The following is a 25,562-nucleotide window of genomic DNA, read 5'->3' as shown; positions in this document are numbered from 1 at the left end:
TGGACTGCATGCTAAAAGCGCTCCGTGCTCATCGCTGCTTGCGATAATAAATATTAAACTAGCACTGCTAAAGCCCTTGCTCAAGAGTGATAAGCTAAGGTTTTAGTTTGGTCAACAGGTGCGTATGCACCGCCTTGCTCTCAGTTGCCTGAGTCTTAAGGCGCACTCAGTATGACCCCACAGTAAATTTGAGGCTTTGCCAGATAAAGGTTGATTGGATATAAGGAAAAAGTTTTGCGGGCTACCAGCGTGTGGCCAATAAATGACAGTAGCCCACAAGACAAGCAGGTTAGTTACTTACAACATTGGATGCTGGCGATGCGTTGAAACAAATACCACTGTGTGTGCAAGCTTTCACTCGGTATTGTCTTTTGCCTGACCCCAGATTTGACCATGAGATACTTGATGTGTTTGGCGCGCTAAAGTATCTAAAATCAGTCCAGTTATTGTTGTTAAACTTAATTGAAAGCACATACTGATAAGCGCCTGGCACATCATTCCAATCTACGATGACTGTATTGCCACTTAGGCTTGCTGTTGGTGCATTAGGTGTACCTAGTCGCGAACTCACCGTTGCTGTATTTGAAATGGGGGAGGGCTCAGAGCAGCCATAACTGTTGCAAGCGACAACTTGATAACGGCGGTTGCCATCGTTTAAGTTTTGCCAGCTCATATAGGAGGCTGATGCAGGGCTTGGAACATACTGATAATCGGTCCAGCTATTATTGTTATATTGAATGGCGACTTTGTAAGTTGCACCACTGACAGGCTCCCAGTTTACACTCACGTTATTGCCTGAAGTAGATGCATTTATCCAGCCCGGCGCATCTGGCACACCTGGAACATCATATTCATAATCAATTCCTATGGTGTATTCGAAGTACATATAGTCTTCACACTCAGCCGGGTTTCTGTTTGCACACCGTAAACTGACACTGTTTTTTAGTTGTGCCGTCAGGTTGAGCGACAGATTGTCTAATCGGACACCTTCGAAAGGTAAGTTGACGGTTGAAGAGCCTAATAAGTTTGCGTTGTATGCATCCATAGTTGCCTCAACCTGACCAGAAATCGGGTTGGCTAAGTATGGCGAAGAAGCGTTTATTTTTAGAATATAATCGCCCTTTAGCAGGCCACGTGTCAGTATTTGCTTATTTGCAAATGCAGTAAAGCTGGCATGAATTTTAGTAATGGTTGCATTGTTGGGGGCTTCGCAGCTTTCAGCGCCAAAGACCGAGTGTTTGACTTCCGTGACGTAGTCATTGTTGTCCCAGCTCATTGGAGGAGAGCCAGGTGCCGTTCTGGCAATTTCGCAATGGCCACTTTGGGTCGCAGCTTGCGCTGAAAACGTGGCAAGTTGCCCAAACATAAGCGTTGAACCTATGCATAGCGTCGAAACACAGGTTGGTAATAGCTTAGAGGTCATAATCATGTTCCTTCTTTATTTGTCCTAAATATTGGGGGCTGGCAATAGCGCCAGCAATGAGATAAAAGTACCTTTAATAGGAAGGCGGGTCGATGTTATACCAAAATATTCCATAAGTAATTGATTTATGCAGTGCAAAAGTGAGTTTTTAGAAACAAACTAATGGAGTCTGACCTGCGCCCGAGTATGTGTAATGACAGAGCCTCTCACTTGCGTATACGTACCAATATTGAGACATTGATATTGTGATATTAGATGCCTATCAGTCAGACAAGGAATGACACCAATGGAATTTTGTTTTCTCGCCGAACGACCCGACCTCACGCCGCAGGTCGCAAAATGGTATTTTGAACAGTGGGGCGCTATCGTGCCCGATGCCACTTTGTCTTCGTTTGAAGACAAGCTCACAGAGTATCTGCAAACGGACGCTATCCCTTTAATCGTGCTGTTGATGCAAGATAACAGGCCCATTGGCGCGGCTCAGCTGCGTTTTCATGAAATGACCATCTATCCGGATAAAACCCATTGGCTGGGTGGGGTTTATGTTGCTCCCCATGCAAGAGGCAACAAAGTTGCATCGACACTGGTACAAAAAATTGAGCAGCTGGCAGTCTCTTTTAGTGTTCGGGAATTGCATTTGCAAACCGAACAGCAAGATGGTGGTTTGTACGCTCGCCTGGGCTGGCAGGCTCAGGAGCGAGTGAATTATCGCGGTGTGAATGTGGTTGTGATGTGCAAGCGTTTAGCACATTCGTAAAGATTGGAGGGAGCATGATCACAGGATTAAACCATATCACGATTGCAGTCAGTGATTTACAACAATCAATACACTTTTATATGGATGTATTGGGCTTTACCGGTCACGTCAAATGGGAGACGGGTGCGTACTTATCAGTCGGTGAGTTGTGGTTTTGTCTGTCGTGCGATACCCCAAGTGCCAAAACGGACTATACGCACATTGCTTTTACAGTATCAGACGCTGACTTTCCCGACTATTGCCAGAAGGTGCTGGCTGGTGGCACAAAGCAGTGGAAGCAAAATACCAGTGAAGGTAACTCTTTGTATATTCTGGACCCGGACGAACACAAACTGGAGTTACATGCAGGTAATCTGACCAGCCGTCTGGATGCGCTTAAAGTTCGGCCTTATAAACAGCTGGAGTGGCTTTAACTGATTGTCAGAAAGCCCATTAACAGTGTGACCTTATAACACATCGGGTTTTTATCTGCTTTTATCGCGTATCAAGTGACATCTGTGGCGCACTGCATAACTATGTGGCTCTTATTAAAAAGACAACAATAGGAGGCTGTCCATGCCTTTTGGACTCAAACGTACTTTGCAATGCTCCTTGCTGGCGTTTGCAACACTACCCGTATTGGCGCAGGCAAGTGCCGGGCTACAGGCTGAAGATATTTTTGAGCTGGAGTATGCAAGCGACCCACAGATTTCGCCCAATGGTGAGCAAGTGGTATACGTGCGTAACAGCAACGACGTAATGAAAGACGCCAAAAGACAAAACCTGTGGCTGGTGGATGCCAAAACCGGCGTACAGTCTCCTTTGTTCTCAGACGAAAACCGTTATCATCAGCCGCGCTGGTCACCCGATGGCAGCAAGATCGCCTTTTTGAGTGATGTGTCTGGCAGCACTCAGGTGCACGTGCATTATATTGCGCAAAACCGCACAGCTTTGCTGACCCAGTTACAGTCTGGGATAAGTGACCTGACCTGGTCGCCAGATGGTAAATGGCTGGCATTTAATCAGAAAGTAGAAGAAAAGCCGGCAGTCATTGCCAAAATGCCTGCTAAGCCCAAAGGCGCGCAGTGGTCAGAGTCGGCCATAGTAATTGATAAAGCCTATTATCAGGCGGACGGGCGCGGTTTGGTTAAGCCCGGGTACAGACAAATTTTTGTTTTGCCAAGTGAAGGCGGTACGCCTCGTCAGCTGACTTCAGGCAACTACCATCACAGTGGTAAACTGGCCTGGCGCAGCGACTCTAAAGGCATAGTGTTCTCGGCTAACCGCATTGCAGACTGGGAATACAAACGCTTAGAAGGCGATCTGTTTGAGGTTGATTTTAACGGCAAGATCACACAGTTGACCAATGCACCGGGTCGTGAGCACTCTCCGAGTTTTTCGGAAAATGGCAAGCAGCTGGCGTTTTTGAGCTCATCAGGCGAGCTTAATCCGTATCGTAATCACAAACTGAACATTATGAACTGGCAAAGCAAGCAATCTCGCATGATTGCAAAAGACTTTGACCGTTCAATCCAAAACCCAAGCTGGATAGACAGCGCTAAGCTTGCCATCGCCTATGACGACCACGGTATGCGCAAGCTGGCCACCATTACCACCAAAGGTAAAATCAAAGATCTCACCGATACGCTGTCGGGCACCACGCTGGGCAGGCCTTACCTGAGCGGTCAGTTCAGTGCCAACTTTGATGGTGAAATTGCCTTTACCAAAGGCTCAAGCTCGCGTCCTGCGGATGTGGCAGTGACAACCAGTAAAGGCAAGGTGAAGCCGTTGACTGCGCTGAACGAGGATTTACTGGCGCACAAAACACTGGGTAAAGTGCACGAGATTACTTACAAGTCATCGTTCGATGGTGAACCAATCCAGGGCTGGTATATCACGCCGCCGGACTTTGATCCGAGCAAGAAGTACCCGCTGCTGATGGAGATCCACGGTGGCCCACACCTGGCCTATGGTCCACACTTCTCGGCCGAGCTTCAGCGCTATGCGGCGCAAGGTTACGTGGTGTTTTACGATAATCACCGGGGCAGCAGCTCATATGGTGAGCGCTTTGCCATGTTGCTGAAATACAAGTACAGCTCAAAAGAAGACTTTGCCGATCACAACTCGGGCGTAGACGCCATGATTGCCAAAGGCTTTATTGATCAGGATAACCTGTTTATCGCGGGTGGCTCTGCGGGCGGTATCGCGACTGCCTATGCCATTGGCCTGACCGATCGCTTTAATGCTGCTGTGGTGGTTAAGCCGGTGATCAACTGGTTAAGTAAAGTACTGACGGCCGACAGTGGCCTGGTGCAGATCCCCACTCAGTTCCCAGGTATGCCGTGGGAGCATGTTGATCATTACTGGGAGCGCTCGCCGCTGTCTCTGGTAGGCAATGTCACTACGCCGACTATGCTGATGACGGGCGAAGAAGACCTGCGTACCCCAATGGCTGAAACCGAGCAGTTTTATCAGGCACTAAAACACCGTAAGATTGACTCTGTGCTGGTGAAAATCCCGGGTGCACCCCATGGTATTGCCGGGCGTCCTTCGCGGATGATCAGTAAAATAGAGCACACGCTCGCGTGGTTCGAAAAATATAAAAAATAACGGAAAAGCCGCGCAATGCGGCTTTTTTAATGTCTGTTAGCAAAAGGCAAAATAACCCTTCGGTGCGCCTTTATTTTGCCCAACAATCCCGCGATGAGCTGAAAAAGCCTGAACAGCGAGAAAAAAATGAACGTTTTCCTGAATCGGGTATCTTAACTGCCTAATAACTAATAATTAGAAGGAATTACAAATGAGGCTTATTCAGTACTTTGGCTTACCTCTGGCGCTGCTATCTTGTATTAGCAGTGCTAATGAGGGTCTTAACAAGCAGGAAGTTGTCAGCTCTTTAGTGAATGAAATTGAAAACAGTTATGTTGAAACAGACAAAATTCCCGGCCTGACAAAGAGTTTACGTCAACTCAAAGATAACCCAGCCTTTCACGGCGCTGTTACTCAGGATGAATTAGCCGCTTTGTTGTCCACAGAGCTGAAAAAAACCGACCCGCATTTTAGCGTGCAGTGGCGCGATCCGAGCGGTGCTGTGGCACAGAAAAAAAATGAATCCTGGTTCGCTAAACTGGCGCGCAACAACTCAGGCTTTAACAAGGTCGAGATCTTGCCTGGCAACGTCGGGTATATTGACTTCTGGGGCTTTGATAATGTTACGGATGACTCAAAAAGTACCGTGACAGGGGTGATGAAGTTTGTGGCCAATGCCGATGCCTTGCTCATTGATCTGAGAAAAAATGGCGGTGGTAGTGGGGAAATGGTACAGCTGATCAGCAGCTATTTTTTAAAGCCCGAAACGCATTTAAATAGCATCTACTGGCGCACCACCAACACCACGCGCGAGTTTCATACCATAAAAGAGGTCGCTGCGAAGGCGAATTTGACCATTCCCTTGTATGTGCTCACGAGCAAAGGAACCTTCTCGGCAGCTGAAGAGTTTGCCTACAACCTGAAGCATCTGGGCAGAGCCACGTTAGTGGGTGAAGTTACCAAAGGGGGCGCAAACCCCTGGCAATACTACGAGCTGGGTAACGGTTTTCGGGCCGGCATTCCTATTGCCAAGGCTATCAATCCTGTAACCAAAAGCAACTGGGAAGGCGTCGGCGTGAAGCCGGACATTGTCACGACCAGTGAGGCGGCTTTCAATGCGGCTTATAAACTGGCGCTCAAAGACGTCGCGAAGGTCGCTGATAACGAATATCAGCTGGCCCAGATTAAGGACAAAATCGATACTCTGTAACTTTTTCTTCCCGCAAGTGCCTCCCTGTTCGTCATGCACGGCAAAAAGGGAGAGCACATGCGGCAAATCTTGCTGGCGCTGAAGTTTGTCGATGCTTGCTATAACATCCAGCATAAGCAAAGGAAACAGGTTTTGAACCGGTTACAAAACCTGGTATTGGAGGTTTTTAAGCCGCATAATGCGGCTTTTTAACAATGTAGTTCAGGAGTTTTATGAAGTTTTTAAAAGGATTTTGTCTGGCAGCTGCCTGCTGGCTGAATACAGCAGCGGCTGACGTTCAACCTGTCAGCGTTTACGATAAAGCCCGTGACAGGGCCATTGTGGTTGAGATCACTTATCCCGAATCTCACCCACAGTGCAGTGACAAAGCCCCTTGCCCGGTGGCGTTTCTCGGCGCGGGCTACGGTATATCGCATACCGATTACACCTTTTTAGCCAAAGTGCTAAATAAACAGGGGTACCTGGTGGTCGCAATCGGGCATGAGTTGCCGGGCGATCCACCGCTGTCTGTCTCTGGTAATTTGTTTGAAACGCGCAGCGAGAACTGGCAGCGGGGTGCAAAAACACTGGCGTTTTTACAGGGGGAATTACAACGCAGCATAACTGGGTACGATTTTAATCATTTAACTTTGGTTGGCCACTCAAATGGGGGTGATATTTCTGCCTGGCTGGGCAATGAAGGCAAGCCCTATGTGAAACAGATCATTACCTTAGACCACCGCCGTGTACCACTGCCAAAAACCAAGGATATCAAGATACTGTCGATCCGTGCCAGCGACTTTGCGGCAGACCCGGGCGTGTTACCCAGCGAGGCAGATCAAGCCGAATTTGGTAGCTGTGTGGTGACCATCCCCAAGGCGCGCCATGATGATATTGCCGACTTTGGTCCTGGCTGGTTGAAGGATAAGATCACGCAACTGGTGAGCCTGCATCTTGCTGGAAAACCATGTGCTGTATTGAAGGGCACGTGAACCAGGTAGTAAGCTAAGCAGTAAAGTGCCTCTGAGGGTCAGAGGCACCGGCAAGTTAAGATAATTGGCAGATCAACATCACCTGATTGTTGAACCTGCTGAGAACGGGGTAGTAGCCATTGGCTTTGCCCCAGATTGCGGCGCGCTCGGTTATGGCACCAACGTGCAGGGCATAGTCAATAGGCTCTGAAATGAGGATCGGTGGTCTTGCGCCCATGCAGCGGCTTTTATCTCCGTATAACGCTTGGTGTTTGTATTGGGCCAAGTCCATAGCTGCGAGCGATTTGAAGGGGAGCATCCATAATGCGCCCAGTAGCAGTGCTGACTTTAGTTTCATAAAAGTATCCTTCTAATTTTGGTTAATAGGTGATTTCTTTTATGTTATCAGGCTTGTTCATTTAATAAACACATAATGTGGTGTTTTTAATACTGTTGTCTTGGGTGGCGGTGGTTTATCCCCGCTACAGATGTGGTATGCAGCTTTAAAGTGCAGAGATAATCACTTTACCCCTGCTCAATCTCTGTTAAAAACTGACTCAGTATTGCTTTACTCTCGGCCAGCCGCGCCGTTTGCGCTTCAACCGCTTTGATTTCGCTGTGTAGCAGGTTTCTGAGCTCGTCACAGGGCTCGAAAATAGGTCTGTCACCACGAATACAGGGCAGGAACTGTAAAATGGTACTGAGCGTCATGCCCGCAGCACTTAAGAGCTGGATACGTGTCAGTGTTTGTATGTCCTTTGAGTTGTAGTCTCGATAGCCTGAGTGGGTGCGCCTGGGGTGCAACAAGCCCTGCTCTTCGTAGTAGCGCAGCATACGTATGCTGATCCCTGTTTGTTTCGATAATTCACCAATTTTCATTTTGCTCCCTTGACTCTCACAGTACTGTCAGGGTTTATAGTACTGGCTTCCATCAATGCATTCAAACCGGGAGTTAATTGTATGAATGAACACACCTTTACACCGCAAACTGTACTTAATGGCCAGTTAATTCAAGAGCCACAGATGAGCCCCCTGGCCTTTGCCGGCTTTGCACATTTTACTGCCATGCAGGTACGAGATGGCAGAGTAAAAGGTATGAACTTGCATCTGGACAGATTACGTAACGCGTCGGTGGCGCTGTTTGGACAGGCCCGGCCTGACGCTGACATTCTGGCTTCAGTGCGCGCTGCTATGGCTGCATCGGACAAAGACGCTTTTTTGACCGTAACTGTGTACTCTGCTCATGGAGAGTTCACCTCTGCCAGCATGCATGGTCAACCTGAGATAATAGTGCGCACTGGCGCGCCTGCAAACGGGCCAACCGGACCGCTTACGCTGCTGGCTACGGAATATAGTCGGCCATTGCCAGACATTAAGCATGTCGGCGAAATCAGCAAAACTTACTATCTCCACAGGGCGGTAGAGCAGGGTTATGATGATGCGGTATTCATAGATAACACCGGCTGTTTGAGTGAGGGAACCATCTGGAACCTGGCCTTTTGGGATGGCGAAGCGGTGATTTGGCCACAGGCTCCAAAACTGCAAGGCACTATGATGAGTGTGCTACAGCGGCAGCTAAGGTTACTTAATATCGAGCAGCGTACCGAGCCGGTCACCTTGAGCCGTGTGCCATCGCTGCGCGGGGCTGTAGTGATGAACTCCTGGACGCCGGGTGTGGCGGTGGCAGAAATTTCCGGGCACAGCCTGAGTGAGTCTGAGTCTTTGCGCACGCTGCTTCATCAGGCTTATCAGGCGGAGCCTGCTCAGGTAATCTAGTGCGCTGAGCCCCGGTAAGCCTGCCGGGGCTCAACGTGATGTGTTTATTCGTTGCTCAACTCATTAAGCTGCTGCTCCACGCGCGTAAGCAAAGGACCAAACCTTTTTTCGGCAGCGCGTTTATTCCAAAAGTAGATCCCCACCATGCCAAACAGTACCAGCAGGTAATACACTTGCATATGAAGTGCGAGTCGGATCACCCCTTCGTCATCCATATTGGCACCCAGTGTGATCAGCATGACACTGACAAAAACCGGCGCAATATACCACCAGACAATGTTCTCCAGTAGTTGCTTTTGCTGAGCAAGCCTTTGCCGCTCTTGGTGTAAATACGCACGGATACTGTCATCTTTGCAGGGGGTTAGACGTCGGGCTTTAAGCAGTTTATATGGAATATACAAGCTGGTGAGTGTTGCCAGCACACAGCCCAAAGACTGCATCCAGTTTACACTGATAGTCAGGCCGTATAGCCAGACGGGAATAAGCAGCAATGAAATGGAGATCTCCATAAAATCGCGTACCTTAATGTCGCGCTGATATTTTTTTGTTTTGGCTTTCAGTTCGTCGACCTGTAATGTCAGTTTTGCCTCAGAGCTGCTCGATTGAATTTGTTGCTCGAAATTTTGCTTTAGATCATCCAGTTTCATGACTCATCTCCTACAAAGTTTTGCTCAAACTCACGCTTAATGCGTTTGATCCGCGAACGCACTGCGTTATCGCTTATTCCCAGGACCTCTGCAATATCCTCCGATTTAAGCCCGTCCAGGTACATGATGAGGACGCCCACATCAATATCGCCCAGCCGATCCATAAACTGCGTCAGAATATCGGCCTGGCAGCCTGTATGCTCAGCTTCAGATTGCTGCGCAACGTGATTTGATATGCTGTGGTGGAGGTCGTTGCGCTTGACCCTGTTTCTAACAAATGAATTGGCGGTGTTGAGCGCCACTTTATACACCCAGGTGCCGATTGATGCGCGCCCGGAGAAGCTTTCATAGCTGCGCCACAATTGCAGTAGGATCTCCTGGTACATATCTTCGCGCTCGCCCGGGCCGCCATAGCGTGAAGCGATATACCGTATTCGCCCGTCGTTCTCAGCGAGCATTTGTTCGAATGAAGGTTGCGTATCCACTTTGTCCCTGCTTTTTGTTGTTGATGTTATTAGGTTAGTCGTGTCCAGGACCTGAATGTGTCATGCCTGTCAAAAAAAGTGCAGCGAATTTAAAAGCGGGAGAGGTATGCCATAACTTTACAGATGGTTATGGCATCTATCCCCGGTTGAACAACCGGGGATGAGTGTAACGAGCGTGCTAGAGTTTGCCTTCAGCCAGACCAATGATAAAGCCATAGCTCAGGGCAATATCATTGATGCGCTTAAAGCGGCCCGATGCGCCACCGTGACCGGCTTCCATATCGGTTTTTAACAGCAAGGTGTTGTTGTCTGTTTTATACTCGCGCAGCTTGGCTACCCACTTGGCAGGCTCAAAGTATTGTACCTGAGAGTCATGCAGACCTGTGGTGACCAGCATGTTGGGGTAGTTTTGCGCGCTCACCTGATCGTACGGAGAGTATGAGCGCATATAGTCAAAATAGACCTTCTCATTCGGGTTGCCCCACTCGTCGTATTCGTTGGTGGTCAGTGGTAATGAATCGTCCAGCATAGTGTTGATCACATCCACAAAAGGTACCGCAGAGTGGACACCGTGATACAGCTCAGGTGCTTGGTTGATCACCGCGCCCATCAACAGGCCGCCGGCGCTGCCACCGCGGGCATAAAGACGCTCAGAGTCGCCATAACCTGACTTAACCAGTGCCTTGGTGACATCAATAAAATCATTAAAGGTGTTCTTTTTATTCAGCTTTTTACCGTCTTCATACCAAGGTCTGCCCAGTGCCTGTGAGCCACGAATATGTGCAATGGCATACACAAAGCCACGGTCCAGCAAGCTCAGGGTGCTGACACGGAAATAAGGGTCACGGGTTGAGCCGTAAGAGCCATAACCGTATTGTAACAGCGGGTTAGTGCCGTCCTTTTTGAACATCGACTTTTTATAGACCAGCGTCACTGGTACCTTAACCCCATCTCTGGCTTCAATAAACAGGCGCTCAGAGGCATAGTCATCGGCATTAAAGTCGCCCAAAACCTTGGTTTGTTTACGCTGTGTTTTTTCCAGCGTATTGAGGTCAATATCATAAATGGTATTGGGCGTGGTCATGCTCTGGTAGCTAACCCGGACAAACTGGCTGTCCAGCTCGTAGTTACCTGTCATCGAGGCCATATAGGCAGGATCATTAAAGGTCAGCGTTTGCTGTTTTTGGGTTTTCAGGTTTAACACATTCAGTGTGCCTATGCCTTCAACGCGAGACTGATACACCAGGTGATCATTAAACAGCTCTACTTCTTCGAGCTTAGCGTCTGGGTTATGTGCAATGATGGTTTTCCACTTACTTTTGTCCGCTACGTCATTCTTGTGGGCTTTCATAAGCTTAAAGTTGACGGCGTTGTCGTTGGTGTAAATGAAATAGAAATCGCCCTGTTTAAGCATACCGTACTCGTGGCCTTTAGTACGTGGCAGCGGACGTTGCGGTTTGGCTTTAGGGTTATTGGCATCCAGGATAGAGAGTCCTTTGGACTCGGTCGCATGGTGGACGATATGGACTTCACTGCCGTCTTTGCTTTTGGTCAGATAAGTGTAGTAAGTATTATCTTTTTCTTCGTAAACCAGTTCATCTTTTGACTGGTCCTCACCTAATACGTGGCGAAAGACCTGGAAACCCAGCAAAGTAACCGGGTCTTTTTTGATGTAGTAAATGCTGCGATTGTCGTTGCCCCATTCAATGCTTTGTGCAGCGCCTTCGAGCTTATCTGTGTAGATTTCACCGGTTTCCAGGTTTTTCACGCTGATTGTGTAGATACGGCGGCTGAGGGTATCTTCCGCAAACGCCATGAGTTTACCATCCGGGCTCACACTCAGTGCCCCCAGGCCGTAATACGACTGACCTTCGGCGCGCTCATTGGCGTTAAAAATCTCCGTGGCATCACTGCCATCGGCGTGTTGGCTGCGATAGTAAGTACGGTATTCCTGATCGCCCTTTACTTCACTGAAGTAATAATAATCACCGCGTTTTAACGGTACGCTACGATCGTCTTTGGCAATTTTATTTTTTATTTCTTCAAACAGCGTTGTGCGCAGCGTATCAATCGGCGCAAGCTTTGCGTCGGCGTAACGGTTTTCCTGCTCCAGGTGAGACAGCACCTCAGTTGAACTGCGCGTGTCATCCCGCAGCCAGTGATAATTGTCGACCAGCTTGTAACCGTGGATCTCGGTTACATGAGGTATTTTTTTTGCAACGGGTGGCTGAACCTGTTGTTGGCTAGCCTGAGTGTCTGTGTTTTGCGTAGGAGTCGTCTGGCTGCATGCGCTGGCCAGTAAGACGGCTCCAGCGAGAGCGCTTAGTTTTATTGTTCTCATGTCTGTCCTTTTTGACATTCGGGAGCGGCCCGTTGATTGGTAAAGCGAGCGGGGCCCAAAATGTGCTTAACTTAATTGTTGTCGGATTGTAATCACATTCGAAACAAAAGTACAAAAAGGCTGAGACAAGCGGGGGTTAGCGAGTAAATAAAGGTAAACGAAGGGGCCAGCTCAGTGTTGAGCTGGCATGCCCTCTGCTAGCAGTTTTCGTTTTCTGCATTAAGGTTTTCTTTGGCTTCCTCGCACAGGTCTTCAGCCTTGTTTTGTACATCTGTGATGGCTTCATCTACGCGCTCGCCTGCATTTTCTGCCGGGCCGTCAGAACAACCGGCCAGACCTAAAACGGTGATAAATAAAGTGGCTTGTAGTGCAGTAATAATGTGGTTCATAATATGCTCCTTAATAAATTCAATGAGGTTACTTTTGGCTGCTAAGCGTTTGGCTTTTTAATCACAGGCAATACAAACGACAGCAAAACCAGGACGATAAACACAAAGAACAGTATCTTCGCTATGCCTGCTGCGGCACCCGCGATGCCCCCAAAGCCTAAGATGGCACTGATCAGTGCAAGTACTAAAAATCCAAGTGACCAACGTAACATGTGAACCTCCTGTCGGTGTTTTGTTAAGCAGGGCAACAGCCCTGCTAAGTCTGTGATGTGACCTGTACAACTAGGCGGTCAATTCCTGAAGTGCTTTCATTTCGTCATGGCAAGCCTGCATGCGGACCTGAACTTGTCTTAAGTCCTGAACACACTGAGGCGGCAATTGTTGCTCTAACGCATCGGCCACTTTATCCAGCACCTTATCCTCGACTTCTTCCAGCTGAGCGATGTAGGTGTGTGTTTTGTCAGTACTCAATACACCCAGCACCTTAGTGTAATGCTCGCGTAACGTAACCAGCATGTCAGAGTCAGTTTCGCGCTCGCCTTCGTCAATCAGCGCGTAGGTTTGCAACTTCGAGATTGCCTGAACCTTTTCAGTGATCATGGTGTTGAAAATGGCACTGATACGCTCATCGTCTACTTTGTCTTTGGCGTCTTTGTAAAACTCCACGCCACCATTGAGCACCTTGACTAATTCCTTCAAAGGTTCCATATCGTAGTTCGAATGTGTCATCGTTTAACTCCTTACTTGATTGCTTAAGTTTGTTTGTTGCTTAGACTAATGCATTGCCCGTACCAGTTTTAAATTTCTTTAATATCAGTGGTTTATGTTTTTGTGATTAAACGGGTGATGCAAGCTTTACCCTGTGTATGTAACTTTTACGTTTAACTACTCTGTACTTCTTTCTCACCTTGCTGTTTGTGTGTGCGCTGGCGCATATTGATTTGCATGTCCTCCAGATTGGCACCGCCTTTGGCGTTAAAATCCAGCGTACGAATTGGAAAGGGAATAAGAATGTCGTTTTCTTCCAGGGTTTTGTGGATTGCAATAATGGCTTTGTGGCGCATCTGCATAAAGCCAATCTCACCCGGATAGTCAATCCAGAACCACACCAGAAGATTGACAGAGCTGTCGCCAAACCCGCAGGCATAGACATCGGTTTCGTGTTGTTTTATCACGCCATCCAGCTCGTTTATGGCTTCCACTATCACAGTTTCGGCCTGCTCAATGTCATCGGCGTAAGAGATCCCTACTTCTATTTCTATTCGTCGGGTGGCCAGGCGGGAGTAGTTGATCAGTTCATTTTTAAACAGGATCTTGTTGGGCACTATGGCCAGCTGACCATAAAAGTTCTCAATTAAAGTATTGCGCAGGTTAATTCGGCGGACGGTGCCGAAGGTGTCGCCGGCTTCTACCACATCGCCAACCCGAAAAGGTTTGCGAATGCCCATTACGACCCCGGCTATCATGTTTTCGGTCATATCCTGAAAAGCAAAACCGATTGCCAGGCCTATGATGCCGGCACCGGCAAGTAGTGACGCCACTGCTTTTGACAGCCCCATAATATCCAGGGCAAAGAAAAACCCGATCGCAACCAGGATCACACGACAGATCCCCGCAATCAGCCCGGCTATCTGATTGGACTCAAACAGGCGTTTAAGCAAGGTCAGCAGCCAGCGAGCAAGGAATTTAGAGAGGACCACAAACACAATAAAAATGAGTGTTGCTATGACCAGGTTGGGCAAATTCTTGATCGTCAGTTCGGCCCAGTGGACGAGCTTTTCATTGATCAGCGACCAGAAGTCTTGTGGGGTAAGTGTAAATGACATAACGCCTCCTTATTTGTATCTGGTGATAGCAGCAGGGAGCGTGCCATTGAACGATGTTTTTAATTTCAATGAGTTAGTAAAAATCGCGCTGATCTGTGTAGAAATTGCCAGTAAATAGTTCCGTGCCGGTATGTAAAAGATACAGACAAAAGGATGAAGGAATTACCTAACTGTATGATTTTAAATGGTTAAGGAAATTGGCATGTAAGCTGCACCTGTGAAAGTGAACTCATCCACAAGGAGAATGATTATGAAACGCACAATTTTAACTCTTGCTTTTGCTACGGCTTTTTCAACAACTGCGGTTAATGCTGCTGACAATCAGTGGGAAAAAGAGGCCAGCGATGCCTGGATAGACGGTAAAGCCGAAGCTACTTTGCTGTTCAATGGCAACTTGAATTCGTTCGATATCAACACAGATGTAAAAAACGGTGTAGTGATCCTCACAGGTAAAGTCGACCATAGCGTTGATAAAAAACTCGCAACTGAGCTGGTGATTGGTATAGACGGAGTAAAAGAAGTAGACAACCGTTTGACTGTGGTACCAGAGGACGAAGATAAAGATGACAAAGGCGATGTTGAGTCTGACTTTGTTGATGCCAAAATCGCGACAGTGATTAAAACACGTCTGCTGTTCGATACTGACATCAGTGGTACCGACATTGATGTTGATGTCGACAATCAAACCGTAACGCTCACCGGTGAAGTAGAGTCAGACGCCGAGAAGCAGTTGGTGGTAAATATTGCAGCCAACGCAGATGATGTAAAACGCGTTAACAACAAGCTGACTGTTGTTGATGAACGCTCTTAGAGCAACACAGATTACTCCCTGGACTTTTAGGCACGCTTGGCGTGCCTTTTTTATGCGTTTTGCACAATGGCGGCTAAATCGGGAAGTGAGACGGGTTTAAGTAACACCTGGCTGACCGGGTAGGAGAGCAGGGCGTCCGGGTCGGGTTCACTGCCGCTGACCACCACCAGTTTAGCCGGGCTCTGGCGCTTATGAACCGCTGCAACCAGTGCCAAGCCGGAGCCATCGGGCAAATTCAGATCCAGCATTACCACATCAAAATCAGCGTGTTTGTCCAGCTCGCTCAGGCCCTCAGCGCAGCTACCGGCAGCGATGACCTCACACTCCAGAGACTCCAGCAGCAGCCTCATTAAGTTGCGCGCATCCGGGTCGTCTTCAACCAGTAAAATCCGCTTATTTTTGGCGTGTGAATCACCCGGCTGTATAGTGAGCGTGTCTTGCGCGGGTTGCGCGGATAAATAGCCCTGTAAACAGGATTCAAGCTGAGTAACGTTAATGGGTTTGGTCAGCGTATCGTTAAAGCCGAGGGCTTTGAGGGTATCCAGGTTACCCTTCTGAGCTGCGGCTGTCAGTGAGATAATCGGTGTACTAATGCCCTGTGCGCGCAGTTTTACAATGGCGTCTTTGCCGTTTAATACCGGCATGTGTAAATCCATAAACACCAGGTCAAAATCCGCATCAGTCTGAGTGAGTAAATCACACGCAACTTTGCCATTTTCCGCAAAGCAGACCTGGGCACCCGTGGCTGTAATGAGTTGCCCCAGCAACTGGCGAATTTCGGGCAAATCTTCGACGATGAGCACCTTACCAGATAAGTTCGTTATCTTTGTCGAAGGCCTATTTACTGTGGTGGCGAGCAGATCTAGCTGACCAAGCTGGCCGGAACATTGACCCGGCTCAATAGTAAAGCTGAAGGTACTGCCGCTGCCCACGCTTGACTCAACCTGTAAACTTCCTCCAAGCAGGCGGATCAGGGCTGAGCTGATGGCCAGTCCAAGGCCGGCACCTTCCTCAGAGCGCGTGGTACTGTCCTGCACCTGCTCAAAGGGCTTAAAAATATGTGTCAGTTTATCCTGAGGAATACCAATGCCGGTATCCTCAATAGAAAAACTGAGCTTACCTTCAGCGGCTGGCCGCACCTCAATTGACACCTGCCCACTTGGTGTGAATTTTATGGCGTTATAAACCAGGTTGATTAGCACCTGCTTAAGACGTTTCTCGTCAGACTCGATATAAGCGGGTAAGGGCACATCGGTGTGAATGGCAAACTTAAGGCCCTTTTTATCCGCCGCCATGGAAAACAGGCTGTGCAGATCGGCAAGTAACGAGGCCAGGCAGATCTCACTGGGCTCAACTTGCAGGCTGTTGGCGTTGATTTTCGACAAGTCCAGCACGTCATTGAGCAGGTTCAGTAAGTGCTGGCTGTTGTTGTGAATGATAGACAGCTCAGGTTTGATATTGTCCAGTTCGCTGCGGGTTAGCAACAGATCGGTGTAGCCCATTATAGACGTCAGGGGGGTACGCAACTCGTGACTCAGGTGCGCCAGAAAGCGGTCTTTGGCGCGGCTGGTGGCCTGTGCCCGCAGCCGCTCCAGGCGTTCACTTTCAAGCTCCCGGCGGGACAGAGCATAGCGGATCGCGCGAATAAAGCGCGGGCTGCTGATCTCAGATTTTAGCAAGAAATCTTCTGCACCCAGTGCCTGTGCATCTGCATCCAGCAGCTCGTCGGCCTGGCCTGTGAGCATCATAAACGAGGTGTTGATGGGCAGCGATTTGGCAGCTTCAAGAATGGTCAGGCCGGTATGTCCGCCAAGCTGATGGTCAAGCAGGCAGAGATCGAACTGATCAGATTCCAGTGCCTGAAGCACTTCGTCGAGTTCACTGAGCCAGGTTACTTCAAACAGATAGTTAGGTATTTGCTGTAAGTAATCCAGTGCCAGTATATAGTCGTCTTCGTCGTCCTCTACCAGCAGTAGCTTAACCACCTGCGCATGTTGCATCTGTGCCTCCTAAGGTAATTCGACGATTTCGATCCAGTATTTACCAAGCTGACGCATCAGCTCCACCAGGCCATCAAAATTCACGGGTTTGGAGATGTAAGAAGCCGCGCCAAGGTCGTACCCTCTGAGTTTGTCTTCTTCTTCTTTTGAAGTTGTAAGGATCACCACAGGGATTGAACGCAGTGTGGGGTTGCTCTTGATTTTTTGCAGCGCCTCACGGCCATCCATACGTGGCATGTTCAAGTCCAGCAGGATAATACTGGGCCGAGGGTGTTTGGTTTTGTCTTCGAACGGCGCTTCATTGTTTAGATATGCCACCAGTTCAACGCCATCTTGCACAAAGTTCAGGTTGTTCAGCACCCGGCTTTCCTGCAGGGCATCCTGGGTCAGCAAGCGATCGTCTTCATCATCGTCTGCCATCAAAATATTAATGCGTTTGGTCGGTGAACTGCTCATCGGCGTTGTCCTTTAATGTAAGAGAAGAGGCAAGGTCGGGCAGCAGGATCCGAAAAGTTGTGCCCTGGCCTTCTATACTGTGTGCGCTGATCTGTCCGCCATGACGCTCAACAATACGTCGGCATACGGCCAGACCAATCCCAGTGCCTGCATAGGTTTTGCGATTGTGCAGGCGCTGAAATGGAGTAAATATTTTTTCGCTGTATTCGGCGGCAAAGCCAATGCCATTGTCGGTCACATCAATTTCCAGCCAGTCGCATTCAATGTCTTCAAGCAACTTATTAGGTGCGGTGGTCTGGCTCATGGTAATGGTGATCTGTGGCGGTACGCCCTCGCGGCGGAATTTCATGGCGTTGGATAACAAATTCAAAAATAGCTGATGGAGCTGGCTTGGGTCGCCTTCAATGGTTGGCAAAGGGTCGACCTGAATGCAGGCATTAGCGTCGTTGATTGCGATTTCAAGGTCATCCAGTACTGTGTTAATCAGCGGGTTCAGTGCCACATCTTCAAATTCTTTGCCTTTGGTGGTCACGCGGGAAAGCGCGAGCAGGTCAGTAATTAACACCGACATGCGGGTTGCGGCGTTGTCCATTCTCGACAGGTAGTCTTTACCTCTGTCATCCAGTAGTGTTTCGTAATTGGCTTTGATGCGATCGGAGAAGGCGCGAATTTTACGCAGTGGCTCTTGCAAATCGTGCGAGGCAATAAAGGCAAAGTCTTCGAGCTCCCGGTTACTGCGGGCCAGCTCATCGGCGTAAAGCTCCAGTGCCTGAGTGCGCTCTTTGACTTTGTCTTCAAGTTGTTCGTTGTAGCTCTCGAGCTGTTCTTTGGCACGACGAACACTGTGCAGGTGCTTGAGTAAAAAAAATAAAAACAAGGTACTGACCAGAATGCTCAGCACAGTAAACCACACGAGGTTGTCCTGGGCGGTTTCACGCGCCTGTGTCAGCCGCGCCATCAGCAGGTTCCGGATCTCCATTTCTTCGGTCATGATAGTGGCATACATAGCACGCAAATCTAGTCCGGTACTTCGCACGTCGTCCAGCATTCTGTGTGGCACAAGCTGCTCATTGTCACGAGCAAGCGCAACGCTAGCCGACAGTGCCTCAAACTTTATCTGGGCATGCTGAATGTATCGCTCAAGGCGCTTTTGCTGTGGTGGACTTTCCGACTGAATGGTCTGCGCCTGTTGCAGACTGTGCTCGAACTTTTTTAGCGCAATCTTATATGGGTTCAGATCGCTTTCACGCTGAGAAATAAGGTAGCCGCGTTGCCCGGATTCAGCATTAAGAATATCTATGTGCAGCTGATCGACTCTAAGCATGACCTCGCCCGTATTTTGCAAACTACCCTGGATCCGGGCGATTTCATCGGTATTTTTTAATCCCAGCGTGGCCACTAACACGATCCCGATAAGGATCAGCAGTGGGATCAGCCAGATCAGTTTTTGGATACGGTTTGGTTGAGTGAGTGAGTGCAAGTCAACTCCCACTAGTCTTGTGTCATCAGGGTCTGTAACAGTTCGCTACAGGCCTTGCTGGCTTTAATGATGTCGTCGGCTGATTTCTGGATTTCGGCTTCTGAGCCCGGTTGTTGGCTCAGGATTTTGATAAGCTCCGCGTGCATCGAAATATGGTTAAGTGGCTTTCTGGCATCATGGATCAGGGTTGCTAAATCGGGTTTGTCTGTCATTGTTGCCCTCACTTCACTGAGTGTCTTCAGAAGTTGATTGCTCGTAAGCATTCAAGCGGTTATAGAGTGTTTTGGTGCTGATCCCGAGCATTTTGGCCGCCAGGGTTTTGTTACCATCAACCGAGTTTAGGGTTTGATAAATCAGCTTTTTCTCGACTTCTTCGATGGTTTCTCCGACTTTAACGGGGGCGGACGGGGCTGCCACGCTGGCGGTTGTTGCAGCAGGCTCAGCTGGCTGGACTTGTCCTTGGCTCTCCTGTTGAGTTGTAAATGGTGAGCTGATAATCTCGTCTATCGTGAGTGTTGTTGTATCCGGGTCTGCCATAATAAAGGCCCGATGGATGCAATGCTTAAGCTCACGTATGTTACCCGGCCAGCTGTGTGCGGCCAGTACTGAGTGAGCCTGCTCGCTCAGCTGATAGTGGGTCTTGTATTCCTCATTAAGCTGGTGCACAAAGTACTCACTGAGCAGCGGAATATCCTCAGGACGTGCGCGCAGTGGCGGAATTTCGATGGGAAATACTGCCAGACGAAAATAAATGTCTTCTCGCAGAACATTTTTATGCGCAATTTCAGCAAGAGTTCGGTTGGTAGCAGACACCACCCGGCAGTTGACCTCTATGGGTTTTGCGCCACCTACCCGGGTAACGGTTTTTGTTTCCAGTGCCCGCAACAGGTTGGGCTGCATTTCTATCGGCATTTCGGTGACTTCATCCAGGAACAAAGTACCATCCTGGGCCAGTTCAAAGACCCCTTGCTTTTGGCCGACTGCGCCGGTGAAAGCGCCTTTTTCATGACCGAACAATTCGCTGCCGATTAGATCTTTGGCTATCGCACCACAGTTAATCGCAACTTGCTCGCCACTACACTGGCTGGCGTTATGAATGGCCTGTGCAACCACTTCTTTACCTGCACCGCTTTCTCCCATCAACATCACGTTGGCATTGGTTTTGGCAACCCGCTCTATCATAGTGACCAGCTTTTTCATGGCCGGAGAGTGGCCAATAAGGCAGCCAAAATGACGTTCAAAGGGGTCTGCCTGGCTCGGTTTTGCCGCGGTTTTTCTGTTCAATACGCGCTTAACGTCATCGGCTTCAATGGGTTTGGTCAGGTAGTTAATTTGGTCGTCGCACATGTTGGCCAGCGCGGCTTTAACAGACGGGTGGCCGGTGATAAGTGTAATATGCGCTGACAGCTTTTGATTGCGAATATGGTCTATCAGGTGCAGGCCACTGCCATCGGGCAACATAAAATCAAGAAACAGATGATCAAAACGCATATCCGCAAGCCATTGTTTTGCTTCTTCAATACTGCCTGCGGTGTAAACGTCACAGCCAATAAACTCAATGATCCGTGCGGCGATTGTGGTAAATTCCTGGTCATCATCAACCAGTAAAACGGTTTTCATTCAGGTTCCTTGTTATTAATTTGGTGCTGGCTTTGGTGCCATTATCCACAGTGAATCCGGGTTCACCTCTATGTTCAGGTTTTCGGCACTTTTTACTTCACCATCAATACTATACTGTATTTGTTCTGCATCTGCGTGTAAAGCCACTTGCTGGCAGCGGGTGTGCGAAATGGCGCTTTCCTGAGCAGTTTTGCCAGACAGACCCGTTGCAATGAGCTGTGCCACACTCAATGCACGCGATGTCGACTCCGGCTCGTGACGGATCAGCGTCAGGTCCAGCAAGCCATCCTGATAATCTGGCTCACCAGCGCCCTGGGCCAGCACTGTGGTGACAGGAGCTGCGTTGGCCACCACCAGGCTGGCAATATCCAGGCTTTGCTGTGGTTCGTTATCGACACTGAGTGTCACGCGTTGCTTTTGACCATCAGAGACGGCATTAATAAAACCGCTGATGTAAGCCAGCTGACCACTGCGATTTTTTTCACTGCGGTTGGCATGCTCAATCATCTGGGCTTCAAAGCCGAAGGCTGCAACCAGCAGGCCGGTTTCGCCGTTACAGCGCATGGTGTCTATGCGGATGTGGTGTTCGCTCAGCAGAGTGTCACAAGCACAATTAATGGGGTCGACCTTACTGCGTACGCCCAGCAGTACGTGCGCCAGTGCATTGGCAGTTCCCAGCGGAATAAACCCCAATTTACAATCGCTGTTAACCAGTGCATGGGCAACGGCAGTCAGTGTGCCATCACCACCACAGGCAACCAGACGTTCTGTGTTTTGGCTCAGTTTGCTTGCCAGTGCCGCAACATCGGTGTCTTTTTCTGTAAAGTGCAGCTGAGGAGTGTACTGGCTGCACAGCAAGCCAATCACCTGATTATCGTATTGATGCCACTTTCCCGAGCCTGAAACGGGATTGATGATCATCGGCAAGGCTGGGCTCGGGGTTTCGTGCACCTGCTGCATGAGGGCACTGAGACGGCGGTGCTGGTAACGGTTTAAGCGCGCCGTCTGACGCTTGCTGTTGATAAACTGCATGGCATCATCCACAGACAAAGATGGGTCTTTGGCCATCAGGTACGCTGCAACCACAAACACCGAGCGGCCACGTCCAAGCGCACAGTGGACCACCACCTTTTTGTTGAGTTGATGCATAACACTGAGCCAGCTCAATGCCTGCCTCAGCTGAGCTTCGCTGGGCGTTTGATGATCTAAAATAGGGATATTCAGATAATACAGGCCCTGCTCTTCGGCAGACCAGTTTAGTCCGTCAAATTCGGCGGTCACATCTAAAATGGCTTCAACCTGTTTGGATTGCAGCATAGGAATGTCGCTTGGAAATAACCGACAAGCCAGAAACAGATTGTCTTGCACTTCCTGAACGGGCGGTACACTGTCCTGATATCGTTGCCAGGCGTTATAAAGCTGAGCCCCCATAAAATAGGGCATGAGTAAAACCTTGATATAAAAAGGTACTTGTCCTGTGGTCCGTTTTCGAAATAGCCCCGGTCTGTCCAGGGCGTAAGCCACATAGACACAGCCAACAGAAGCACAGAGCCAGATGGAAGGCAACAGAAACACGCTGTCCAGGCTAAGCATGGTTAGTAACAAAGTAAACAGCCAGAGAGTAAGATAGTAGTGCGCAGTGCTCATGAATACTCCTTAATTGAGAGACAGATAGACACTATTCAATTTTCATTCCGCTTTGAGGGCCATGAAAACCGGGTATATTCACTTCAATGTAGGAGAGATTTACAGAGTGTGTAAAATTTACCGACTCATATTGGCGCATAACAAACTTGCATCTCTGACATAAGATATGAATGAGTTGGAAGAAGGGTCACAGATAAATTACTTTGCCAGCCAATCAACCACAAACAGGGAGCCTGACAACCCCGTCTGTGGCAACAAGGATCAGGCTCTGGCTAGTTTTTTCAGCGCAGAGCGGGCTTTTTTCTGTAGCTGGTTACTTAGTGTTTCTGTCAGGACTTCGTTCAATAATTGTTTTGCCATCGCGGTTTTGCTGCTGTCTATGGCTAACTCGGCCAGCCTGAATTTGACCTGGCTTTTGTCGGGTAAATCGTAGTAGTAGACCGCCTCTTCAAGATACTGGCGCAGTGCTGCCTCACCTTCGCTGTGATACTTGCCTAATTCTTTGCTAAGCAGTCCGATAAGGACCAATGCCTGGTACTTGGCCTTTTCCTGCTGCGTGTGGGTTGTTTTCAGGGTTGCGGCTTTGCGCAATTCAATCAAGGCTTGTTCGTTTTGCTCGCGTTCGCGATATACCTGGCCCAGGGTATAAAAGAAGCGTGGATCAGTGTCAAAGCTCTGCTGGCCAATGGCAATTAAGCGGGCGAACTCTTCGCTTTGATCTGACATGCCAGCGAGGTGCAAGCGGGTCAGGAAGGCTTCAAAGGGTGCGGTCTTTTCTAACTCTTTAATATGTGCCAGAGCGGCCTGCTTATCGCCACCAAACATGGCTGGGGCATTAATGTAAAACTTGATAAGCGCAGTGCGATACTCAGCATTGTCCGGGGCCAGTTCCACGGCTTTGATAAACGAGGCTTTGAGCTTTTTAATATAACCGGAGACGCTGAAAATACTTGCCTGCTCAGCGATTTTGGCGACTACTTCAACATGGGCAAAATAGAGCTCGGGATTGTTGGGGTGCTGAGCGAGTGCATTTTCTATGTGTTGCAGCGCGGCTTCGTCCTGATCTTTTTTTAGCGCAATGCGGGCCAGAAGCAACGGCTTTTGATAGTCAGTGGTGTGTTGCTGTATCAGCAGCGTGTGCGCCAGGCGCAGATCCCCTTTTTCGAATGCGGCAAGACTGCGCTCCATACTGGCAGAGGCTGTGGTGCTGCAAATAAGCAGTGCGAGGGCTGTTAAAGAGGCGTTTTTCATGTGTCTGTTTCCTTCTGAGTATTTTAGAGTCTGCGTGTTACTTTATCCCTGAGTGCGTTGGGCGTGCTCTGAGCTAACTTATGGTGCTTCCCTGGGGCAATGTAGCCGGCGCGCGCCATCGGAGGGTTGTCCAGGCAATGGCCAACAATAAGCTAAGCTGAATGGCGGCCAGAAACAGATAAAACGGATCTGTTTCTACACCACTCAGTACAAACACAAAGGTCAACTGGACAGCGACAAGATTACAGACGCGGTTTAGCTGGTAGCCGAGAAATTGAGAAAAGAGGATCATCATAATCGGCACTTCGATTAGCAAAGCCGAGACCAGTAGCAGTGGCTGAGATAGCTTAACAGAGCCGGAATATCCACTCATCAGCGTATCGATAACGCCGGGTGTAATAAAGGCCGAGACAAAGGCCAGAATATCGGCATAAACCATATTCAGCATGACCAGCAGCCACAGTGTGGCAAGTTTGCGGCGAATATGGGCATCCTGTGATGTGTCAGCGGTTGTCATTGAGATTGTCATACGTGGTTCCTTAAGTCATATTGGGGTCCATGTCACGGTGTTTGCCCTGATGTATCAGGGCTGCACTCAGACTAGCCGCGCTGAATGAAGGTGTCGTCCTGGCGTAAAGGCTCGGACAGTTTTGCGACAAAGAAAAAATTAAAAGCAAACAAAACAAATAACTAGGAATGACTTTATATTGAGTGTCAGGGGAGAGAAGTGGCTGAATCTATTGTGATGGTGCTCACGGCAATGCTGCTTGGGCAAGTGGTAATGAGTGTTCCGGTGTTGCTGATCAACCGTGCAACGCGTGCGTATCGATTGCCGCTGGCGTTGTTTCTCATTGCCTGTGGCGTACTGGCGCTCAATGCAATCGTGCCCGTTGCATTCCCCGACTGGTATCAGGTTTATACTGTGGTTGGGTTTCCCATGCTGTTTGTACTGTGTCCTGCGTTGCGCTTGTACATTGAGGGGCTGACAGCACAAACACACTGGACCCTGAGCAAAGCGACATTAAAGCAATTCGTTTTAATATGGCCTGCACTGGCAGTATCTTGTTTGATGGCTTTATTACCGATGCAGCAACACCGGGCATTGTTTGTCACAGATGAGGTGCCAGGCGGGCTATACGCTGTAATACTGGCCGGTGCTATGCTGGTGCTGATGTGCTTGTGGTTGTTCGAGTGTGGGCTAACCCTGCTGATGATAGCAAAGCGGCTGCTGGCTTTCAGAGCGGCACTAAAAGAACGTTATTCCAATCTTGACGACCCCAGAATATTTGCTGCAAAAAGGCTCGTTTTTATCGCCATGTGTATCTGGGTGTTGGCACTGAGCTCGGCTTTTTTGTCCAGCTTGCTGGGACATACCATACTAACGCTGGGCAGCGAAATGCTCATTGCACTGATACTGATCTGGAGCATCACTTTTTTTGCCATGCAGCAAACCTCGCCATTACTTGCGCCTGAAGCGGATTATGCGGTGAGCAAGCAGGGGGCGTTAAGTGAAGGCACTGGCAGTAAATATCACAAATCAGCGCTGGATGAGTCCCAGTCTGCCCGGATAGTCAACAAAATCACGCACGCCATGCAAGATAACCAGCTCTATCTGGATGCCGATCTGACACTGCAAAAACTTTCGCAAGTAAGCGGTGTCTCTCCTAACTACCTTTCTCAGGTGTTAAACGAAACACTGCGAATGAACTTTTTTGATTTTGTCAATCACTGGCGCATTGAAGCCTCGAAAGCGCGCCTGCTGACCAGCCAAGACTCAGTATTGCATATCGCACTTGAGGTTGGGTTTAATGCCCGCTCTTCATTTTATAAAGCATTTAAGAAAGAAACGGGCCTGACACCGGGGGAGTATAGGCGTGAGAACGTCTCGACAAGCGAATAATGGGCTTGCCTATTTTAGTGATGAG

The 25,562-nt window shown here is 49.0% G+C and carries 26 protein-coding genes; 8 read left to right on the top strand and 18 right to left on the bottom strand.

Annotated features, from left to right (window positions below):
• Positions 1–289 precede the first annotated feature (289 nt).
• On the bottom strand, positions 290–1,423 hold the full coding sequence (locus TW77_RS18770) for a fibronectin type III domain-containing protein (protein WP_156158708.1): 1,134 nt from the start codon (positions 1,421–1,423) through the stop codon (positions 290–292).
• Positions 1,424–1,709: 286 nt separating this feature from the next.
• Between TW77_RS18770 and TW77_RS18765 the strand changes: the two genes are divergently transcribed.
• The 5 genes from TW77_RS18765 (at position 1,710) to TW77_RS18745 (ending at position 6,929) form a co-directional block, all read left to right on the top strand.
• A complete protein-coding gene (locus TW77_RS18765) occupies positions 1,710–2,180 on the top strand; it encodes a GNAT family N-acetyltransferase (RefSeq protein WP_046006512.1) in 471 nt (156 codons plus the stop codon).
• Positions 2,181–2,194: 14 nt separating this feature from the next.
• A complete protein-coding gene (fos, locus tag TW77_RS18760; RefSeq protein ID WP_046006511.1) occupies positions 2,195–2,593 on the top strand; it encodes a fosfomycin resistance glutathione transferase in 399 nt (132 codons plus the stop codon).
• A gap of 142 nt (positions 2,594–2,735) precedes the next feature.
• Positions 2,736–4,769 (top strand): S9 family peptidase, encoded by a 2,034-nt coding sequence (locus tag TW77_RS18755; protein ID WP_046006510.1) that lies wholly within the window; start codon positions 2,736–2,738, stop codon positions 4,767–4,769.
• A 190-nt stretch (positions 4,770–4,959) separates the two neighbouring features.
• The gene (locus TW77_RS18750) at positions 4,960–5,958 is read left to right on the top strand and encodes a S41 family peptidase (protein ID WP_046006509.1); all 999 of its coding nucleotides are present in this window, start codon (positions 4,960–4,962) and stop codon (positions 5,956–5,958) included.
• Positions 5,959–6,170: 212 nt separating this feature from the next.
• Positions 6,171–6,929 carry an alpha/beta hydrolase gene (locus tag TW77_RS18745; RefSeq protein WP_046006508.1) on the top strand — a complete coding sequence of 253 codons (759 nt, stop codon included), beginning with the start codon at positions 6,171–6,173 and terminating at the stop codon, positions 6,927–6,929.
• Between the two features lie 55 nt (positions 6,930–6,984).
• Here TW77_RS18745 and TW77_RS18740 read toward each other — a convergent pair whose 3' ends face one another.
• Together TW77_RS18740 and TW77_RS18735 are read right to left on the bottom strand one after the other, a co-directional pair.
• Positions 6,985–7,266 (bottom strand): hypothetical protein, encoded by a 282-nt coding sequence (locus TW77_RS18740; RefSeq protein WP_046006507.1) that lies wholly within the window; start codon positions 7,264–7,266, stop codon positions 6,985–6,987.
• A gap of 167 nt (positions 7,267–7,433) precedes the next feature.
• Positions 7,434–7,787, bottom strand: a complete 354-nt coding sequence (locus TW77_RS18735) for a MerR family transcriptional regulator (protein ID WP_046006506.1) — start codon at positions 7,785–7,787, stop codon at positions 7,434–7,436.
• 81 nt (positions 7,788–7,868) lie between these two features.
• Here TW77_RS18735 and TW77_RS18730 point away from each other — a divergent pair, with 81 nt between their 5' ends.
• Positions 7,869–8,684, top strand: coding sequence for an aminotransferase class IV family protein (locus TW77_RS18730; protein ID WP_046006505.1), 816 nt, complete (start codon positions 7,869–7,871; stop codon positions 8,682–8,684).
• A gap of 44 nt (positions 8,685–8,728) precedes the next feature.
• Here the strand turns inward: TW77_RS18730 and TW77_RS18725 are convergent, their stop codons facing one another.
• The 7 genes from TW77_RS18725 to TW77_RS18695 all read right to left on the bottom strand — a co-directional run bounded on the left by TW77_RS18725 (position 8,729) and on the right by TW77_RS18695 (position 14,372).
• Positions 8,729–9,331 (bottom strand): hypothetical protein, encoded by a 603-nt coding sequence (locus TW77_RS18725; protein ID WP_046006504.1) that lies wholly within the window; start codon positions 9,329–9,331, stop codon positions 8,729–8,731.
• A complete protein-coding gene (locus TW77_RS18720; protein ID WP_046006503.1) occupies positions 9,328–9,816 on the bottom strand; it encodes an RNA polymerase sigma factor in 489 nt (162 codons plus the stop codon). Before TW77_RS18720 ends, TW77_RS18725 begins: the two co-directional genes overlap by 4 nt.
• 178 nt (positions 9,817–9,994) lie before the next feature.
• Positions 9,995–12,157 (bottom strand): S9 family peptidase, encoded by a 2,163-nt coding sequence (locus TW77_RS18715; protein WP_046006502.1) that lies wholly within the window; start codon positions 12,155–12,157, stop codon positions 9,995–9,997.
• Between the two features lie 197 nt (positions 12,158–12,354).
• Positions 12,355–12,546: a hypothetical protein gene (locus TW77_RS18710; RefSeq protein ID WP_046006501.1), complete on the bottom strand. Its 192-nt coding sequence runs from the start codon at positions 12,544–12,546 to the stop codon at positions 12,355–12,357.
• 41 nt (positions 12,547–12,587) lie between these two features.
• A complete protein-coding gene (locus TW77_RS24615) occupies positions 12,588–12,758 on the bottom strand; it encodes a DUF1328 family protein (RefSeq protein ID WP_046006500.1) in 171 nt (56 codons plus the stop codon).
• Between the two features lie 70 nt (positions 12,759–12,828).
• The gene (locus TW77_RS18700; protein ID WP_046006499.1) at positions 12,829–13,275 is read right to left on the bottom strand and encodes a PA2169 family four-helix-bundle protein; all 447 of its coding nucleotides are present in this window, start codon (positions 13,273–13,275) and stop codon (positions 12,829–12,831) included.
• A gap of 152 nt (positions 13,276–13,427) precedes the next feature.
• Positions 13,428–14,372: a mechanosensitive ion channel family protein gene (locus tag TW77_RS18695; protein WP_046006498.1), complete on the bottom strand. Its 945-nt coding sequence runs from the start codon at positions 14,370–14,372 to the stop codon at positions 13,428–13,430.
• 250 nt (positions 14,373–14,622) lie between these two features.
• Here TW77_RS18695 and TW77_RS18690 point away from each other — a divergent pair, with 250 nt between their 5' ends.
• Positions 14,623–15,183, top strand: a complete 561-nt coding sequence (locus TW77_RS18690) for a BON domain-containing protein (RefSeq protein WP_046006497.1) — start codon at positions 14,623–14,625, stop codon at positions 15,181–15,183.
• Between the two features lie 50 nt (positions 15,184–15,233).
• Here the strand turns inward: TW77_RS18690 and TW77_RS18685 are convergent, their stop codons facing one another.
• From TW77_RS18685 to TW77_RS18650, 8 genes are all read right to left on the bottom strand, one after another.
• Positions 15,234–17,183 carry a response regulator gene (locus TW77_RS18685; protein ID WP_046006496.1) on the bottom strand — a complete coding sequence of 650 codons (1,950 nt, stop codon included), beginning with the start codon at positions 17,181–17,183 and terminating at the stop codon, positions 15,234–15,236.
• A gap of 9 nt (positions 17,184–17,192) precedes the next feature.
• Positions 17,193–17,639, bottom strand: a complete 447-nt coding sequence (locus tag TW77_RS18680) for a response regulator (RefSeq protein WP_046006495.1) — start codon at positions 17,637–17,639, stop codon at positions 17,193–17,195.
• Complete coding sequence (locus TW77_RS18675) at positions 17,611–19,119, bottom strand: sensor histidine kinase (RefSeq protein WP_046006494.1); 1,509 nt, start codon at positions 19,117–19,119, stop codon at positions 17,611–17,613. The genes TW77_RS18680 and TW77_RS18675 overlap by 29 nt, the downstream gene beginning before the upstream one ends.
• Before the next feature lie 11 nt (positions 19,120–19,130).
• Complete coding sequence (locus tag TW77_RS18670) at positions 19,131–19,331, bottom strand: histidine kinase (RefSeq protein ID WP_046006493.1); 201 nt, start codon at positions 19,329–19,331, stop codon at positions 19,131–19,133.
• A 13-nt stretch (positions 19,332–19,344) separates the two neighbouring features.
• Positions 19,345–20,739, bottom strand: coding sequence for a sigma-54-dependent transcriptional regulator (locus TW77_RS18665; RefSeq protein WP_046006492.1), 1,395 nt, complete (start codon positions 20,737–20,739; stop codon positions 19,345–19,347).
• 15 nt (positions 20,740–20,754) lie between these two features.
• Positions 20,755–22,386 (bottom strand): diacylglycerol kinase family protein, encoded by a 1,632-nt coding sequence (locus TW77_RS18660; protein ID WP_046006491.1) that lies wholly within the window; start codon positions 22,384–22,386, stop codon positions 20,755–20,757.
• Positions 22,387–22,647: 261 nt separating this feature from the next.
• Entirely contained in the window at positions 22,648–23,637 is a 990-nt protein-coding gene (locus TW77_RS18655) for a tetratricopeptide repeat protein (RefSeq protein WP_046006490.1), read from the bottom strand.
• Positions 23,638–23,710: 73 nt separating this feature from the next.
• On the bottom strand, positions 23,711–24,166 hold the full coding sequence (locus tag TW77_RS18650; RefSeq protein ID WP_046006489.1) for a DUF6326 family protein: 456 nt from the start codon (positions 24,164–24,166) through the stop codon (positions 23,711–23,713).
• Between the two features lie 198 nt (positions 24,167–24,364).
• Between TW77_RS18650 and TW77_RS24455 the strand changes: the two genes are divergently transcribed.
• Positions 24,365–25,537 (top strand): helix-turn-helix domain-containing protein, encoded by a 1,173-nt coding sequence (locus tag TW77_RS24455; protein WP_052713268.1) that lies wholly within the window; start codon positions 24,365–24,367, stop codon positions 25,535–25,537.
• The last annotated feature ends 25 nt before the right edge of the window (positions 25,538–25,562 follow it).

It is taken from the genome of Pseudoalteromonas rubra (assembly GCF_000967655.1).
Classification (GTDB): domain Bacteria; phylum Pseudomonadota; class Gammaproteobacteria; order Enterobacterales; family Alteromonadaceae; genus Pseudoalteromonas; species Pseudoalteromonas rubra_A.
The sequence above is the reverse complement of the archived record's forward strand: the minus strand, read 5'-3'. Positions and strand labels throughout refer to the sequence as shown.